The organism is Microbacterium sp. CCNWLW41, assembly GCF_037083505.1.
Map to the genome: position 1 here is coordinate 237,264 of NZ_JBAOJP010000009.1, position 15,919 is coordinate 253,182.

General features: G+C 72.7%; 16 protein-coding genes and 1 tRNA gene. 12 read left to right on the forward strand and 5 right to left on the reverse strand.

Annotation, left to right across the window (positions count from 1 at the left end; genetic code table 11):
* Window positions 1-7 precede the first annotated feature (7 nt).
* The 3 genes from V6R91_RS27640 to V6R91_RS27650 are packed head-to-tail and all read left to right on the forward strand — an operon-like array spanning window position 8 to window position 2,536.
* On the forward strand, window positions 8-1,168 hold the full coding sequence (locus V6R91_RS27640) for an acyl-CoA dehydrogenase family protein (protein WP_336397902.1): 1,161 nt from the start codon (window positions 8-10) through the stop codon (window positions 1,166-1,168).
* 16 nt (window positions 1,169-1,184) lie between these two features.
* Window positions 1,185-1,730, forward strand: coding sequence for a MaoC family dehydratase (locus V6R91_RS27645; protein WP_336397903.1), 546 nt, complete (start codon window positions 1,185-1,187; stop codon window positions 1,728-1,730).
* On the forward strand, window positions 1,727-2,536 hold the full coding sequence (locus V6R91_RS27650) for an HpcH/HpaI aldolase/citrate lyase family protein (RefSeq protein ID WP_336397904.1): 810 nt from the start codon (window positions 1,727-1,729) through the stop codon (window positions 2,534-2,536). The genes V6R91_RS27645 and V6R91_RS27650 overlap by 4 nt, the downstream gene beginning before the upstream one ends.
* A 14-nt stretch (window positions 2,537-2,550) precedes the next feature.
* On the opposite strand, the gene V6R91_RS27655 is transcribed toward V6R91_RS27650, so the two are convergent.
* Together V6R91_RS27655 and V6R91_RS27660 are read right to left on the reverse strand one after the other, a co-directional pair.
* Window positions 2,551-3,156, reverse strand: a complete 606-nt coding sequence (locus V6R91_RS27655; protein WP_336397905.1) for a histidine phosphatase family protein — start codon at window positions 3,154-3,156, stop codon at window positions 2,551-2,553.
* A 23-nt stretch (window positions 3,157-3,179) separates the two neighbouring features.
* Window positions 3,180-4,025: a Sir2 family NAD-dependent protein deacetylase gene (locus tag V6R91_RS27660; RefSeq protein WP_336397906.1), complete on the reverse strand. Its 846-nt coding sequence runs from the start codon at window positions 4,023-4,025 to the stop codon at window positions 3,180-3,182.
* Window positions 4,026-4,116: 91 nt separating this feature from the next.
* On the opposite strand from V6R91_RS27660, the gene V6R91_RS27665 reads away from it, so the two are divergent.
* Both V6R91_RS27665 and V6R91_RS27670 read left to right on the forward strand, forming a co-directional pair.
* Window positions 4,117-4,890, forward strand: a complete 774-nt coding sequence (locus V6R91_RS27665) for a class I SAM-dependent methyltransferase (RefSeq protein ID WP_336397907.1) — start codon at window positions 4,117-4,119, stop codon at window positions 4,888-4,890.
* A gap of 30 nt (window positions 4,891-4,920) precedes the next feature.
* Window positions 4,921-5,724: a TrmH family RNA methyltransferase gene (locus V6R91_RS27670; protein WP_336397908.1), complete on the forward strand. Its 804-nt coding sequence runs from the start codon at window positions 4,921-4,923 to the stop codon at window positions 5,722-5,724.
* A gap of 27 nt (window positions 5,725-5,751) precedes the next feature.
* Here V6R91_RS27670 and V6R91_RS27675 read toward each other — a convergent pair whose 3' ends face one another.
* Complete coding sequence (locus tag V6R91_RS27675; RefSeq protein WP_336397909.1) at window positions 5,752-6,441, reverse strand: SDR family oxidoreductase; 690 nt, start codon at window positions 6,439-6,441, stop codon at window positions 5,752-5,754.
* A gap of 1 nt (window position 6,442) precedes the next feature.
* On the reverse strand, window positions 6,443-7,333 hold the full coding sequence (locus tag V6R91_RS27680; RefSeq protein ID WP_336397910.1) for an SGNH/GDSL hydrolase family protein: 891 nt from the start codon (window positions 7,331-7,333) through the stop codon (window positions 6,443-6,445).
* A gap of 237 nt (window positions 7,334-7,570) precedes the next feature.
* On the opposite strand from V6R91_RS27680, the gene V6R91_RS27685 reads away from it, so the two are divergent.
* From V6R91_RS27685 to V6R91_RS27705, 5 genes are all read left to right on the forward strand, one after another.
* Window positions 7,571-9,388 carry a DEAD/DEAH box helicase gene (locus V6R91_RS27685; protein ID WP_336398056.1) on the forward strand — a complete coding sequence of 606 codons (1,818 nt, stop codon included), beginning with the start codon at window positions 7,571-7,573 and terminating at the stop codon, window positions 9,386-9,388.
* Between the two features lie 196 nt (window positions 9,389-9,584).
* A complete protein-coding gene (locus V6R91_RS27690; protein WP_336397911.1) occupies window positions 9,585-10,673 on the forward strand; it encodes a VIT1/CCC1 transporter family protein in 1,089 nt (362 codons plus the stop codon).
* Between the two features lie 83 nt (window positions 10,674-10,756).
* Window positions 10,757-10,841, forward strand: a tRNA-Leu gene (locus tag V6R91_RS27695).
* Between the two features lie 139 nt (window positions 10,842-10,980).
* Window positions 10,981-12,282 carry a M20/M25/M40 family metallo-hydrolase gene (locus V6R91_RS27700; protein ID WP_336397912.1) on the forward strand — a complete coding sequence of 434 codons (1,302 nt, stop codon included), beginning with the start codon at window positions 10,981-10,983 and terminating at the stop codon, window positions 12,280-12,282.
* A 56-nt stretch (window positions 12,283-12,338) separates the two neighbouring features.
* Entirely contained in the window at window positions 12,339-13,160 is an 822-nt protein-coding gene (locus V6R91_RS27705; protein ID WP_336397913.1) for an undecaprenyl-diphosphate phosphatase, read from the forward strand.
* A 37-nt stretch (window positions 13,161-13,197) separates the two neighbouring features.
* Here the strand turns inward: V6R91_RS27705 and V6R91_RS27710 are convergent, their stop codons facing one another.
* The gene (locus V6R91_RS27710) at window positions 13,198-14,073 is read right to left on the reverse strand and encodes a PAC2 family protein (protein ID WP_336397914.1); all 876 of its coding nucleotides are present in this window, start codon (window positions 14,071-14,073) and stop codon (window positions 13,198-13,200) included.
* Between the two features lie 130 nt (window positions 14,074-14,203).
* Between V6R91_RS27710 and V6R91_RS27715 the strand changes: the two genes are divergently transcribed.
* Together V6R91_RS27715 and V6R91_RS27720 are read left to right on the forward strand one after the other, a co-directional pair.
* Window positions 14,204-14,881 carry an HAD family hydrolase gene (locus V6R91_RS27715; RefSeq protein ID WP_336398057.1) on the forward strand — a complete coding sequence of 226 codons (678 nt, stop codon included), beginning with the start codon at window positions 14,204-14,206 and terminating at the stop codon, window positions 14,879-14,881.
* A complete protein-coding gene (locus V6R91_RS27720) occupies window positions 14,878-15,891 on the forward strand; it encodes a tRNA (adenine-N1)-methyltransferase (protein WP_336397915.1) in 1,014 nt (337 codons plus the stop codon). Before V6R91_RS27715 ends, V6R91_RS27720 begins: the two co-directional genes overlap by 4 nt.
* Window positions 15,892-15,919 lie beyond the last annotated feature (28 nt).

Consider the following 15,919-nt stretch of genomic DNA (forward strand, 5'->3'; position numbering starts at 1 on the left):
AGCAGCCATGGACGGCTACGACACCTACGACATCACCGACGACGAGCGCGAGCTCGCCGCGATGGCCCGGCAGTTCGCCGAGGAGGTGGTCGCGCCCCGCTCGTACGAGGCCGACCGCACGCACACGCTGCCGATGGACGTCGTCGCCCAGATGGGCGAGCTGGGGCTGTTCGGCCTGCCGTTCCCCGAGGAGTACGGCGGACAGGGCGGCGACTACTTCGCGCTGTGCCTCGCGATCGAGGCGCTGGGCAGGGTCGATCAGTCCCTCGCGATCACCCTCGAGGCCGGCGTGAGCCTCGGCGCGATGCCGGTGTTCCGGTTCGGCACCGAGGAGCAGAAGCAGCAGCTGCTTCCGGACCTCCTCGCCGGCCGTGCGCTGGCGGGCTTCGGCCTCACCGAGCCGGAGGCGGGATCGGACGCCGGCGCCACCCGCACGACCGCGCGGCTGGAGGGCGGCGAGTGGGTGATCAACGGGTCGAAGCAGTTCATCACGAACTCCGGCACTGACATCACCCGATTCGTCACCGTCACCGCGGTCACCGGCGAGACGGACGGGCGCAAGGAGATATCGACCATCATCGTGCCGAACGGCACGCCGGGCTTCACGGTGGAGCCGGGCTACGACAAGGTGGGCTGGCGGGCCTCCGACACCCATCCGCTCACCTTCCAGGACGCGCGGGTGCCCGAGGGGAACCTCCTCGGCGAGCGCGGGCGCGGCTTCGCGAACTTCCTGCACATCCTCGACGAGGGCCGCATCGCGATCGCCGCGCTCTCCACGGGAGCGGCGGAGGGATGCCTCGAGGCCGCCGTCGACTACGCGCGCAAGCGCACGGTGTTCGGCGAGGCCCTCGCCACGCGGCAGGGCATCCAGTTCCTCCTCGCCCGGATGCAGCAGCGAGTGCACCTCGCCCGGCTCGCGTGGCACCACGCGGCGCGGCTGCGCGACGCCGGCAGGCCGTTCAAGACCCAGGCGGCGATCGCGAAGCTCACCGCGAGCGATGCGGCCATGGACAACGCGCGCGACGCCACCCAGGTCTTCGGAGGCAACGGGTTCATGAACGAGTACCCGGTGGCCCGGCACTACCGCGACTCGAAGATCCTCGAGATCGGCGAGGGCACCAACGAGGTGCAGCTCCTCGTGATCGCCCGGGCGCTCGGCATCGCGTGAGGGTAGCGTGGCACAGGTGACCCCCGACCCCCACGACGCCGGCGCCGCCCGGGCGATCGTGCAGCGCGGGCTGTACTACGACGAGCTCGAGGTCGGCGCGCGGTACCTGCATCGTCCCGGCCGCACCGCGACGGAGGCCGACAACGTGCTGTTCTCGTCACTGACGATGAACACGCAGGCGCTGCACCTGGATGCCGCGTACGCGGACGCGCAGCCGTTCGGGCAGCGTCTCATGAACTCGATGTGGACGCTGGCGACGATGGTGGGCGCATCGGTGACCCAGATCACGCAGGGCACCCTCGTGGCGCAGCTCGGACTGACCGACATCCGCTTCCCGGCCCCGCTGTTCCACGGCGACACGCTGTACACCGAGTCGGAGGTCGTCGACAAGCGGCTCTCGGCCTCGCGGCCCGGGCAGGGCATCGTGACGCTCCGCCACACCGGCCGCAACCAGCGCGGCGAGATCGTGGCGGAGGCGACCCGGACCGCGCTGATGTGGTGCGCTCCGCCATCCGCAGCCGAGCCGCCCGGCGCCGTGCCGGCGGAGGGGGAGACGTCATGACCTTCGAGCTGGGGCCCGCGCTGCTGTTCTGCCCCGCCGACCGGCCCGAGCGGTACGCCAAGGCGATGCAGCGCGCGGACGGGGTCATCCTCGACCTCGAGGACGCGGTCGCGCCGGCCGACAAGACCGCTGCGCGCGGACACCTCATCGAGTCGGAGCTGGACCCGGCGCGCGTCATCGTGCGGGTGAACCCGCCCGAGACGGGAGACTTCGCCGCCGATCTCGCGACGCTGTCGCAGACGGACTACCGGCGGATCATGGTCGCCAAGGCCGAGTCCCCCAAGCGGATCGCCAAGATCGACGCCCGGTTCGAGGTCGTCGCGCTGTGCGAGACGGCCAAGGGGGTCGCGCAGGCCGATCGCATCGCGGCGCTCGGCAACGTCGCCGCGCTCATGTGGGGGGCGGAAGACCTCGTCGCGAGCATCGGCGGCACGTCCAGCCGCAAGCCGAACGGCCGCTACCGCGACATCGCGCGCCACGCGCGGGCACAGGTGCTGCTCGCGGCGGGCGCGCGCGGCAAGGCGGCGATCGACGCCGTGCACCTCGACATCGCCGACGTGAAGCGCCTGGCGATCGAGGCGGCGGATGCCGCGGCATCCGGCTTCCGTGCCACGGCCTGCATCCACCCGAGCCAGGTGACGATCATCCGCGATGCGTACCGCCCCGACGACAAGACCGTGGCGTGGGCGCGCGGCGTGCTGGAGGCGGCGCGCGGCGAGCGCGGGGTGTTCTCGTACGAGGGCCGCATGGTGGACGAGCCGGTCCTGCGGCACGCGCGCGGGATCCTGGTGCGCGCAGACGGCTGAGCGGTGGATCGAGGCTAGGCCACGAGGCCTGCGTACGCGATGAGCCGCAGGTGATCGCGCTCGTAGACGAAGTCGTGCGCCGAACCGTTGAGCAGGCGCTCGCCTTCCGGCGGCAGCTCGCCCGCCGTCGCGTGGCGGATGATCTCGCGGATGAGCGCGCCGTGGCTCACGACGATGAGGGATGCCGCGACGGGGGCCGTCGCGCGGCGATGGTCGCGCACCGCACGGCCGAGGGCGGCGATGCCCCGCTCGCGCAGGTCCGGCCACGGTTCGGCGCCGGGCACCTCGGCGGTGTACCAGTCGCCCCATCGCGTGCGGAACTCGTCGACGCCGAGCCCCTCTGCCTCCCCGTACGCGCGCTCGCGAAGACCGCGATAGGTCCGCGGCGCGGCGAGACCCAGCTCGCCGGCGATGATCTCGGCCGTCTCGCGGGCGCGGGCGAGGTCGCTCGACACGATCGTCGGCTGGTCGGCTCCGGACAGGCGCTCGCGGAGGAGGGCGGCGGTCGCGCGCGCCTGCGCACGTCCGTTGTCGTTGAGGGGGATGTCCGTCGACCCCTGGATGCGCCGGTCGCGGTTCCAATCGGTCTCGCCGTGGCGGATGAGGATCAACGCGGTCACGCTTCGAGCCTACCCGCGCGGCATCAGGCGAGCGCCGGCAGCCCGTCCGCGAGGAGACGCAGCACCTCGCTGGTGCCGGCGTCGATCTTCACCGTGGCGCGGCTGTCGGCCCTGGTCTGCCCCCGGTTCACGATCACCACGGGCAGGCGGCGCCGCCGCGCGCGCTCGAGGAGCCGGATGCCGGAGTTCACGACGAGCGAGGAGCCGGCGATGACGAGCGCCTCACTGGCGTGCACGAGCTGCTCGGCCTCGCGGAACTTCCCGGCCGGGATGAACTCGCCGAAGAACACCACGTCGGGCTTGAGCATGCCGCCGCACACGCTGCAATCGGGCACGCGGAAGCCGTCCGTGCTCTCGGGGAGCACGTCTCCGTCCGGCCCGAGCGGGACGTTCTCGGGCACGCGGATCCACGGGTTGTCGTCCTCGACGCGTGCCGCGAGGTCCCGCCGGTCGAAGACCTGGCCGCAGTGGGTGCAGAAGACCCGCCGCATCGTGCCGTGAAGCTCGACGACCCGCCGGCTGCCCGCCCGCACGTGCAGGCCGTCGACGTTCTGCGTGACGACGCCGGTGGCGAGCCCCCGCGCCTCGAGGTCGGCGATCGCGCGGTGGCCGGGGTTGGGCTCGGCCGCCGCGAACGCCTTCCAGCCGAGGTGGCTGCCCACCCAGTAGCGGCGGCGGGACGCGTCGCTGGCGAGGAACTGGTCCGCGGTCATGGGCGTGCGCACGGGCGCGCCCGCACCGCGGTAGTCCGGGATCCCGGAGTCGGTCGACACGCCCGCACCGGTGAGCACAGCGATGCGGCGCCCGGCGAGCGTCGCGATCGCCTGCGCCACGGCATCCGTCGCGCGGGCGTCCAGTTCGGTCGCCATCGAGGTCACGGTGCACCCCCTTCGCGGTCGAGTGTACGGTCCGGGCTTTACCGGGATGTTACGGCGTCGGCCGCCGTGCCAGGATGAGCGCGTGGGCGGCTTCGGAGGTGTCAGCGCGGAGGCCTACGCGCGCTTCATGGGCCGGTTCTCGACTCCGCTCGCGGTCTCCTTCGCCGACGCCGGGCTCGTGGGCGTCTCGCCCGATGCGCGGGTGCTCGACGTCGGCTGCGGCCCAGGCATGCTCACGGCGGAGCTCGTGCGGCGCCGCGGCGCGGACGCCGTCGTCGCGGTCGACCCGGAGCCGGCGTTCGTGGCGGCCACGGCCGAGGCGTGCCGCGGCGTGGACGCCCGGGTCGCCCGCGCCGAGGAGCTGCCGTTCGACGACGGCGAGTTCGGGGCGGCCCTCGCCCAGCTGGTCGTCCACTTCATGACGGATCCCGTGCGCGGGGTCGCGGAGATGGCGCGGGTGACGACGACGGGCGGACTGGTCTCGGCGTGCGTGTGGGACCACGGCGGGGGAGGGGGCCCCCTCTCGGACTTCTGGCGGGTCGCGCAGCGGCTCGACCCCGACGCCCGCGGCGAAGGCGGGCTCAGCGGCGCCTCCGAGGGGCAGCTCGTCGAGATCTTCGAGCGTGCCGGGCTCGCCGACATCACCCAGCAGGTCGTCGAGAGCACCCTCTCGTTCGACGGCTTCGACGACTGGTGGCAGCCGTTCCTCCTCGGCGTCGGACCGGCGGGCCGCTACATCGCCGGTCTCGACGAGGCGGCGATCACGCGGCTCGAGCGGTCCCTGCGGGACGAGCTCGGCGAGGGGGCGTTCACGATCACCGCGCGCGCCTGGGCGGCGGTCGGCGTCGCCCGGTGAAGCGCCGGGCCCGTGCGACGATGGGACGCGATGGGTGCGACCTGGATCTCCGACGCCGCCGACGAGCGGCTCGCCGACTACCGCGACCTCACGGACGTCGCGCTGCGCCGCGTCATCGAGCCCGAGGGCGGTCTGTACATCGCCGAGTCGGCCAAGGTGATCTCGCGCGCGCTCGCGGCCGGACACCGGCCGCGCTCCGTGCTCGTGCAGGACAAGTGGCTGTCCGACGCCGAGGCCCTGGTGGGCGACGCCGATGTGCCGATCCACGTCGTCACCGCGGAGGTCGCGCAGTCGCTGACCGGGTACGCCGTGCACCGTGGGGTGCTCGCGTCGATGCATCGACCCGCGCTGCCGCCGGTCGCCGACGTGATCTCGGGGGCGCGTTTGATCGTCGTGCTGGAGGACATCGTCGATCACACCAACGTGGGCGCGATCTTCCGGGCGGCCGCGGGACTCGGAGCCGACGCCGTGCTGATCAGTCCGCGCTGCGCCGATCCGCTCTACCGTCGGAGCGTCCGGGTGAGCATGGGCACGGTGTTCCAGGTCCCCTGGACCCGGCTGCCCGAGTGGAGCGAGGCGCGCGCCGCGCTGCACGACGTCGGCTTCGAGCTGGCCGCGCTCGCGCTGGCCGATGACGCGGTGTCGCTGGACGCCTACAGCGCACGGCGCCCCGAGCGAGTGGCGCTGATGCTGGGCGCCGAGGGCGACGGCCTGTCGCGCGCCGCGCTGCAGGCCGCCGACACGGTGGTGACCATCCCCATGGCCGGCGGCGTGGACTCGCTCAACGTCGCGGCGGCCAGCGCGGTGGCGCTATGGGAGCTGCGCCGGCCCTGACCGGAGCACCCGCGCGGCAGACCGGGCTCAGCCGCCGGGGCGGACGGTGAGCTCGGTGAGGTCGGCGTCGCGCGGCAGGTCGAGCGCCGCCAGGATCGTCGTCGCGACCGAGGCGGGGTCGATCCACTTCGTCGCGTCGTAGTCGGCGCCCTCCTGCTGATGCACCTTCTCCTGCATGGGCGTCGCCGTCCGTCCGGGATACACCGTCGTGACCCGCAGGCCGTGGGCGCGCTCCTCCTCGCGAAGGGCGTCGGCGACCGCGCGGACCGCGAACTTGCTCGCCGCGTACGAGCCCCACTCGGGGCTCACCCGCAGTCCGGCGCCGGAGTTGACGAAGACCACGTGCCCGCGCGCGATGCGCAGACCCGGAAGCAGGAGGCGCGTCAGCTCAGCCGGTGCGACGGCGTTGACGTTGAGCTGGTGCTGCCAGGTCGTCACCGGGGTGTCGGCCACCGCGCCGAGCTCGACGACGCCCGCGACGTGCAGCAGCGAGTCCAGACGTCCCGGCACGCTCTGGTGGCTGAAGGCCCACGACAGGCGCCCCGGATCGGCGAGGTCGCCGACCAGCGTCCGCGCCCCGGGGAATCGCTCACGCAGCTGCGCGGCCCGGCCCGCGTCGCGTGCGAGCAGCCAGAGCTCGTCGCCCCGCTCGGCGAGCCGCTCGGCCAGGGCGGCCCCGATTCCCGATCCCGCGCCCGTGATGAGGTGCGTCGCCACGTCAGGCCTCCTCTTCGCGCGCGGCGGCGGCATCCGGACTCAGCGCCGGCAGCGCCGACGTCTCGCCCGGGGGCGCCGACGCGATCATCGGCAGCGGGTCAGGGCGCTTGGCCGTGACGGTGTCGCCCGAGGACTGGTGGCGGACCCGCCGGAGCACCCACGGCACGAGGTACTCCCGCGCCCACACGAAGTCGACCGCGCGGGCCTCGCGCCACGTGCGCACGGGCAGGGGGTCGGGCTGCATCGGCTGGAGGTCGTTCGGCACGGCGAGGGCGCGCAGCACCATGCGGGCGACCTCGTGATGCCCCAGCGCGTTGTAGTGCAGGCGGTCGTCGTCGAAGAAGCGCATGTCCTGCACCTCCTTCAGCGCCCACTGATCGGCGACGACGCAGTCGTACCTGTCGGCGATCGCGCGGATGTTCTCGTTGTAGATGGCGACCTTCCCGCGGATGCCGCGGAACACCGGCGTGAAGGCGGTGTCGATGCCCGTGAACACGACCACCGTCGCGCCGTCGCGTGAGAGGCGCACGACGGCGTCCTCGAAGAGCTGCGCGATCGCATCGGGATCGCCGTTCGGCCGGATGACGTCGTTGCCGCCGGCCGAGAACGTCACGAGGTCGGGCTTCAGCGCGATCGCCGGCTCCACCTGCTCCGCGACGATCTGGCCGATGAGGCGCCCGCGGATCGCGAGGTTCGCGTACGCGAAGTCCTCCACCTGCTCGGACAGCACCTCGGCGACGCGGTCGGCCCACCCGCGGAACCCGTTGGGCGCGGTCGGCTCCGGGTCGCCCACGCCCTCGGTGAACGAGTCCCCGATCGCGACATAGCGACGCCAGGGGTGGGGCCCCGCGTTCGCGACGTGGGGAGTGCGGGGGTCTTCTGTCGTGGACATCCCTGTTCCGTTCCTCGGCTCGTGACCGACACACAGGCTACCGCGCACCGCGGACGCGGACGGATGCCTCGGATCCGGTGAGGTGGCACCCACGATGTCGGCCCGGTCGTCTATCGTGGTGACTCGTTGTCTACGGGGGAGGTGCATTCGGTGACGGACGAAACGACGATCGAATCGCCGCCCGAACTCACCGAACCGCACCACGACCCGCGCGCCGCGCGCGACGGCGAGCCGCACATCGGCAGCTTCGCCGCCGAGCACCTGTCGCCGACCTATCCGCAGCGCGCGCCATGGGGAACGGCCCAGCGGCTGCGCGCGTGGCAGGCCGAGGCCCTCGACCTGTACTTCGGGCTGGACGGCCCCGACGGCCCCGGGGGCGGACCGCGCGATTTCCTCGCCGCGGCGACCCCCGGCGCCGGCAAGACGACGTTCGCCCTCCGCCTTGCCAGCGAGCTGCTGCGCCGGCGCATCGTGAACCGCGTCGTCGTCGTCGCGCCGACCGAGCACCTGAAGACGCAGTGGGCGGATGCCGCGGCCCGCGTGGGCATCCGGCTCGACCCGGCGTTCAGCAACCGCCACGTGGCACCGGCCCGCCAGTACCACGGCGTCGCCGTGACCTACGCGCAGGTCGCGGTGAAGGCATCCGTCCATCAGCGGCTCACGATGGACGCGCAGACGCTCGTGATCCTCGACGAGGTGCATCACGGCGGCGACGCGCTGAGCTGGGGCGACGCCCTGCGCGAGGCGTACGGCCGCGCCACGCGACGCCTGCTGCTGTCGGGCACGCCGTTCCGCAGCGACACCGCGCCCATCCCGTTCGTGGAGTACCACCCCGACGCGAAGGGCATCCGCGTCTCGCGGACCGACTACGCGTACGGCTATGGCCGCGCGCTCGAGGACGGGGTCGTCCGCCCCGTGATGTTCATGGTCTACGCCGGGCACATGCGGTGGCGCACGAAGACCGGCGACGAGATGGAGGCGCATCTCGGCCAGGACAACACCAAGGACATCACCGCGCAGGCGTGGCGCACGGCGCTGGACCCGGAGGGCGACTGGATCCCCGCGGTCCTGCGCTCGGCCGACCGCAGGCTCACCGAGGTGCGCGAGCACGTGCCCGACGCGGGCGGACTGGTCATCGCGACCGACCAGACGGCCGCGCGCGCCTACGCCGCGATCCTGCACCAGCTGACCGGCGAGCCGCCGACGGTGGTCCTGTCGGACGAGGCGGAGGCGTCGGGCCGCATCGAGGCGTTCTCCCAGAGCACCAGCCGCTGGATGGTGGCGGTGCGCATGGTGTCGGAGGGCGTCGACGTGCCGCGCCTGGCCGTCGGCGTGTACGCCACCAGCGCCTCCACACCGCTGTTCTTCGCCCAGGCGATCGGACGCTTCGTGCGCGCGCGCCGCCGCGGCGAGACGGCGAGCGTGTTCCTGCCCAACGTGCCGCAGCTGCTGGCCCTCGCGGGCGAGATGGAGCGACAGCGCGACCACGCGCTCGACCGCGACTCCGACGGCGACGACGAGTGGAACGCCGAAGAAGACCTCATGGACGCGGCGGAGCGCGAGGACAAGGCGTCCGACGCGCTCACCGAGGAGTTCGCGTATCAGGCGCTCGGCTCGCTCGCGCACTTCGACCGCGTGCTGTTCGACGGCAAGGAGTTCGGCCAGCTCGCCGTTCCGGGCACCCCCGAGGAGGAGGAGTTCCTCGGCATCCCCGGTCTTCTGGAGCCCGACCAGGTGCACGAGGTGCTGATGTCCCGTGTCTCGCGGCAGTCCCGCCACCGCGCCGCCCGCGAGGCCCGCGCCGCCCGGGCCGAACCGGGCTCGGAGACCGCCGACGAGGAGCCCGCGCTCCCGCAGGCGCTGCACCGCACGCTCAAGGAGCAGCGGCAGCTGCTCAACAGCCTCGTCGGCCTCTACGCCCGGCAGTCCGGCGAGGCCCACGGGCTCGTGCACGCCGAGCTGCGGCGCATCTGCGGCGGACCGGCGGTCTCGCACGCGACGGTGGCGCAGCTGCAGGCGCGCATCGACGTGCTCCGCAAGCGCGTCCACTCCTGACGCGCCCGCCCACCCGCACGTCAGACGCTGCGCGCCACGCGCACGTCACGCGCTGCGCGGAGAGGAGGCGGCGCCGGCCGCTGAAGGCCCATGCCGTTCGGATCCCCGAAATGCTGGCAATCCTCGGTTTCCGCCGGTTCGCGGCCGGACCGCTGGCTACCGTTGACGAGTCCCGAACCGCCGACTGGAGGCACGAGTGAGCGCGCCCGCCGCACCGACCGACCGCGATCGACGCCGCTGGGCGCGGTACCTCGTCAACGAGCGCGCCGAGGCGCGCGTGTACCGCGAGCTCGCCGGGCGGCGCAGCGGCGAGGAGCGAGAGATCCTCCTCGCGCTCGCCGAGGCCGAGGGCAGGCACGAGGCGCACTGGCTGGAACTGCTGGGTGCCGAGCCTCAACGGCTGCCGCAGCCGGACGTCCGCACCCGCCTGCTGGGGTGGATGGCCCGCAGCTTCGGATCGATCTTCGTCCTCGCGCTCGCGCAGAGCGCCGAGGCGCGATCGCCGTACGACGACGAGCCGTTCGCGACGTCGCGGATGGCCGCCGACGAGAAGGTGCACCACGAGGTCGTCCGCGGTCTCGCGGCACGCGGCCGCCGGCGCCTGTCGGGCACGTTCCGCGCGGCCGTCTTCGGTGCGAACGACGGCCTGGTGTCCAACCTGGCTCTCGTGATGGGCATCGGCGCGACGGGCGTCGCGGGACAGTTCGTGCTGTTCAGCGGAATCGCCGGACTCCTCGCCGGAGCGCTGTCGATGGGGGCCGGGGAGTTCGTCTCGGTGCGCTCCCAGCGGGAGCTGCTCGCCGCCACCGAGCCCAGCGACTACGCCGACGGTGCCATCCCTCACCTGGACATCGACGCCAACGAGCTCGCGCTGGTGTACCGCACGCGCGGGATGCCGGAGGCCGAGGCGTCCGCACGTGCCCGCCGCGCCGTCGAGGCGGCTCGCGCCCTCGGGCAGGGGAGGGCCGAGACCGGCCCCATCGCCCTCGCCGACGACGGCGAAGTGGTGGGCACCGCGTGGGGGGCCGCGCTGTCGAGCTTCCTGTTCTTCGCGTCGGGGGCGATCATCCCGGTGCTGCCGTGGATCCTCGGGCTCACGGGCACCCCGGCGATCGTCGTCGCACTGGTGCTCGTCGGCATCGCGCTGATGTCGACGGGGGCCGCGGTCGGGCTCCTGTCGGGGGCCCCGCCGCTGCGCCGCGCACTGCGCCAGCTCGCCATCGGATTCGGCGCCGCCGGCATCACCTACCTCCTTGGACTGCTGTTCGGAGTGTCGCTCGGATGACGCGCCCGGCAGCTCTCGGCGATTCGTTGAACGGTCGGTGACGTGGTAATGTCATTCCTCGGTTGCGAAACCGGAAACCACCTGCGCGGGTGGCGGAATAGGTAGACGCGCTAGCTTGAGGTGCTAGTGCCCGTATAGGGCGTGGGGGTTCAAGTCCCCCCTCGCGCACAGTGAAGAAGGCCCCCGGAAGGGGGCCTTCTTTCGTGCGCCGGCAGGCGCCTCGCCGGCTCGTCCGCGATCGCGGACGAGGGGTCCGGCGGCGGGCTTGGAAACGGAGGGGAAACGAGTGACAGGTAGGTTGGAGCGCATGCCCTCACCCGATCTCGGACTCCCCGAAGTCGCCGCCGTGGCGCGAGACCTCATCCGCTTCGACACCACCAATCACGGCGGGGGCCGGGCGGCGGGCGAACGGGAGGCGGCGGAGTACGTCGGCGCGTACCTCGAGGGCCTGGGCCTGCAGGCGGAGTACTACGAGCCCGTCCCGCGGCGCACCAACGTGATGGCGCGGGTTCCCGGACGCGACCGCGACAAGCCGGCGCTCGTGCTGCACGGTCACCTCGACGTCGTCCCCGCGATCGCGGAGGACTGGAGCGTCGACCCGTTCGAGGGCGTCGTCAAGGACGGGCTGCTGTGGGGCCGCGGCGCCGTAGACATGAAGGACATGGACGCCATGATCCTCACGTCCGTCGCCGAGCTCCTCCGCACGGGGGAGCAGCCCGAGCGCGACCTGGTGCTGGCGTTCTTCGCCGACGAGGAGAACGGCGGCATCGAAGGCTCGGCGCTGGTGGTGCAGGACCATCCGGAGTGGTTCGCCGGCGCGACGGAGGCGATCAGCGAGGTCGGCGGGTACTCGATCCCGGTCGGCGACCGGCACGCCTACCTCCTCCAGGTGGGGGAGAAGGCGCTGGTGTGGATCCGCCTCGTCGCCCGCGGCCGCGCGGCGCACGGATCGAGCGTGCACGCCGACAACGCCGTCACGCGCCTGGCCGAGGCCGTCGCGGCGCTGGGACGCACCGCGTGGCCGGTGACCCTCACCGACACCACGCGCGAGATGACCGACCGGCTCGCCGAGATCATGGGACGCTCCGCCGGCGACCCCGACGCGGTCGCCGCCGCGACGGGCGCAGCATCCGGATTCCTCCGCTCGACGCTCCGCACGACGACGAATCCGACCGGCCTGGTCGCCGGGTACAAGCACAATGTGATCCCCGATCGCGCCGAGGCGCTCGTGGACGTGCGGGTGCTCCCCGGCACCGAGGACGCCGCTCTCGCCGACATCCGCCGGATCGTCGGCGACGACGTCGCGGTCGAGGTCGTGCATCAGGACATCGGCCTCGAGGTGCCGTTCTCCGGCGACCTCGTCGATGCGATGGTGGCGGCCCTCGGCCGTCACGACCCGGGGGCGCCTGTCGTGCCGTACCTGATGGGCGGCGGCACCGACAACAAGGCGCTGGCGGCCCTCGGCATCGCCGGCTACGGCTTCGCGCCGCTGCGGCTGCCGGCGGACCTCGACTTCACGGGCATGTTCCACGGCGTCGACGAGCGCGTGCCGATCGACGCGCTCGTGTTCGGCCAGGCCGTGCTCACCGACCTGCTCCGCACCTACTGAGACCCGAGCGGATGCCGCGACCGGCGGCATCCGCCCTGCACGGCTGAAAGGCGCCCATGCTTCTCGAAGCGATCATCCTCGGCTTCGTCCAGGGATTGACCGAGTTCCTGCCGATCTCCTCCAGCGCGCATCTGCGGATCCTCGGGGAGTTCCTGCCCTCCGCGCAGGATCCGGGGGCCGCATTCACCGCGATCACCCAGATCGGCACGGAGACGGCGGTCGTCGTGTTCTTCTGGCGCGACATCGTGCGCATCATCGGGCAGTGGTTCCGGTCGCTCGGCGGACGCGTTCCGCGCAACGACCCCGACGCGCGGCTCGGCTGGCTCATCATCATCGGCTCGATCCCGATCGTCGTGCTCGGACTGCTCTTCCAGGACCAGATCGAGACGGTGCTGCGGTCGCTGTGGATCACCGCCGGCATGCTCATCTTCTTCGGCGTGCTGCTCGGCATCGCCGACCATGTCGGCGCGAAGAAGCGCAAGCTCCAGGACATGACGGTCGGACACGGCGTCATCTACGGCTTCGCGCAGTCGCTCGCACTCATCCCGGGCGTGTCGCGGTCAGGCGGGACGATCACCGCCGGCCTCTTCATGGGGTACGAGCGCGCCGCGGCGGCCCGCTACGCGTTCCTGCTCGCGATCCCGGCGGTCTTCGGCAGCGGGTTCTTCCAGCTGTTCAAGAACCTCGGCGAGCCGGGCGTGTTCACGCTCGGCGAGACCGCGGTCGCGACGGGCGTCGCGTTCATCGTCGCGCTCGGAGTGATCGCGTTCTTCATGAGCTGGATCTCCAAGCACAGCTTCCTGCCGTTCGTGGTCTACCGCGTCGCGCTCGGATCGCTCCTGCTCGTGCTCCTGAGCATGGGCGTCATCCAGCCGTAGCGGCGCACGCGCCGCAGCATCGGCAGACGGATGCCGCTCAGCGGCGCGGATCGTCGCGGCCGGGCTTGTTCGGCCCGTCGCCCGGCTTGCCGTCCGTGCGGCGCAGGTAGCGCTCGAACTCCTGCGCGATCGCGTCTCCGGAGGCCTCGGGGGAGTCCCATGTGTCGCGGGTGCGCTCGAGCTGGCGGATGTACTCCGTCATCTCCTCGTCGTCGGCCGCGGCCGCGTCGATCGAGGCCTCCCATGCGGCCGCCTCGGTGGCGAGCTCGCCGCGCGACACCGACGCGCCGGTGAGGTCCTCGAGGCGGTCGAGCAGGGCCAGCGTGGCCTTGGGCGACGGCGTGTGGCCGGCGACGTAGTGGGGGACGCTCGCCCACAGGCTCGCCGACGGGATCCCGGCGCGCTCGGCGGCATCGCCCAGCACGCTGAGGATGCCGACCGGGCCCTCGTAGGTGGAGCGCTCGAGGCTCAGCGCGCCGCGGAGCGCCTCGTTCTCGCTGCCGGCGAAGACCGAGATGGGGCGCGTGTGCGGGACGTCCGACATCATCGAGCCGATGGACACGAACCCGGTGATGTCCTCGCGGAGGGCGACGTCGATGAACTCCGACGAGAACGCCTGCCAGGCGCGCGCCGGCTCCACGCCGGTCAGCAGCCACAGCTGCGTGCCGCGCGTCGCGTGGGCCGGGCGGAGCAGCGTCGCCTCCGGCCAGCGCAGCGACCGGCCGCCGTCGCCGTCGGCGGAGATATGGGGCCGGGTGTACTGGTAGTCGAAGTACAGCTCGGGATCGACGGAGAACACGGTCTCGTACGAGCCGCCCTCGCGCAGCTGCGTGAGCGCGGACGACGCGGCTTCGCCCGCGTCGTTCCACCCGTCGAACGCGGCGACGAGAACCCGGCGACCCAGTCCGTCCACGAAACCTCCTCCGCCCGCATCCGGCGGTGCGAGCTCCTTCCAGGATAGGCCCCCTCCCAGCGGGGGGCCCGAGGCCCGTCGGTAGGATTGGACGGTGAACCAGCCCCGACTCGCCGCCGTCCTGTGGGACATGGACGGCACACTCGTCGACACCGAGCCCTATTGGATGGCAGCCGAGACGCCGCTGGTCGAGAGCTTCGGAGGCTCGTGGTCGCATGAGCAGGCGCTCGGCCTCGTCGGGCTCGGGCTCGAGGACTCGGCCCGGATCCTGCAGGAGACCGGCGTGCGGATGAGCACCGACGCCATCGTCGACCACCTCACCACGGAGGTCATGAGCAGCCTGTCCCGGACCGGTGTGCCGTTCCGCCCCGGCGCGCGCGAGCTCCTCGCGGGCCTGCGGGCGGCGGGCATCAAGACGGCCCTGGTGACGATGTCGATGCGGCGCATGGCCGAGACGGTGGTCGACCTGATCGACTTCGAGGCCTTCGACGTCGTCATCGCCGGCGACGACGCCACCCGCCCCAAGCCCTTCCCCGACCCGTACCTGCAGGCGTGCGAGGCGCTCGGGGTCGCGCCCGAAGAGACGGTGGCCATCGAGGACTCGCCCAACGGACTGCGATCCGCGGTCGCCTCCGGGGCATCCGTCATCGGCGTTCCGCTGATGGTGTCGCTCACCGGTGCGGGCGCACACGCGCTGTGGGACACCCTGGACGGCCGGACGGCCGACGACGTCGCGGCGTTCCACGCCGCCCATCGCGCCCGGATCGCCGCCGGCGCGGTGCACCACGCCGAGGAGGTCGCGCGATGACCGGGGCGATCGAGCGACCGAGCGGGCCGTTCCGGCTCGGCGATCGCGTTCAGCTCACCGGGCCGAAGGGCCGTCTGCACACGATCACCCTGCGGGAGGGGGGCGAGCTGCACACCCATCACGGCGTGCTCCGCCACGCCGACCTGGTGGGGCAGCCCGATGGCTCGGTCGTCGCCAACAGCGGCGGTCACGAGTACCTCGCGCTGCGCCCGCTGTTGCGGGACTTCGTCATGTCGATGCCACGGGGCGCCGCGATCGTCTATCCGAAGGACGCCGCGCAGATCCTCGCCGAGGCCGACATCTTCCCGGGGGCGACCGTCGTGGAGGCGGGAGTGGGATCGGGCGCGCTGTCGCTGTGGCTCCTGCGGGCCATCGGCACAGAGGGCCGTCTGGTGTCGTTCGAGCGCCGCGACGACTTCGCCGCCGTCGCCCGTGCGAACGTCGAGACGTTCATCGGCGCCGTGCCCGAGAACTGGGACGTGGTCGTGGGGGACCTCGCCGAGCAGCTGGGGGGCGCCGTGGCACCGGCATCCGTCGATCGCGTCGTCCTGGACATGCTCGCGCCCTGGGACTGCATCGACGCCGTCGCCGACGCGCTCACCCCCGGCGGCGTCGTGGTCTGCTACGTGGCCACCGCGACGCAGCTCAGCCGCGTCGCGGAGTACATCCGCGTGACCGGCCTGTTCACCGAGCCGGACGCGAACGAGACCATGGTCCGCGGCTGGCACGTGGAGGGGCTCGCCGTGCGGCCGGATCACCGGATGGTCGCGCACACCGGCTTCCTGGTGTGGGCGCGGCGCCTCGCGCCGGGGGCGATCCCGCCCGAGGTGAAGCGCCGCGCGTCGAAGACCAGCTACGGCGACGAGGACGTGGAGCTGTGGACCCCCGGTGCCGTCGGAGACCGCCAGATCACCGATAAGAACCTGCGCAAGCGCGTGCGGGAGGCGGAGCGGGCGGCCGAGGGCGCGCGGCAGGCCGCGGCACGCGCGAGCGAGCCGGACGCCCCCTGACCCTCGTGCACGGCATCCGCCCCGCACG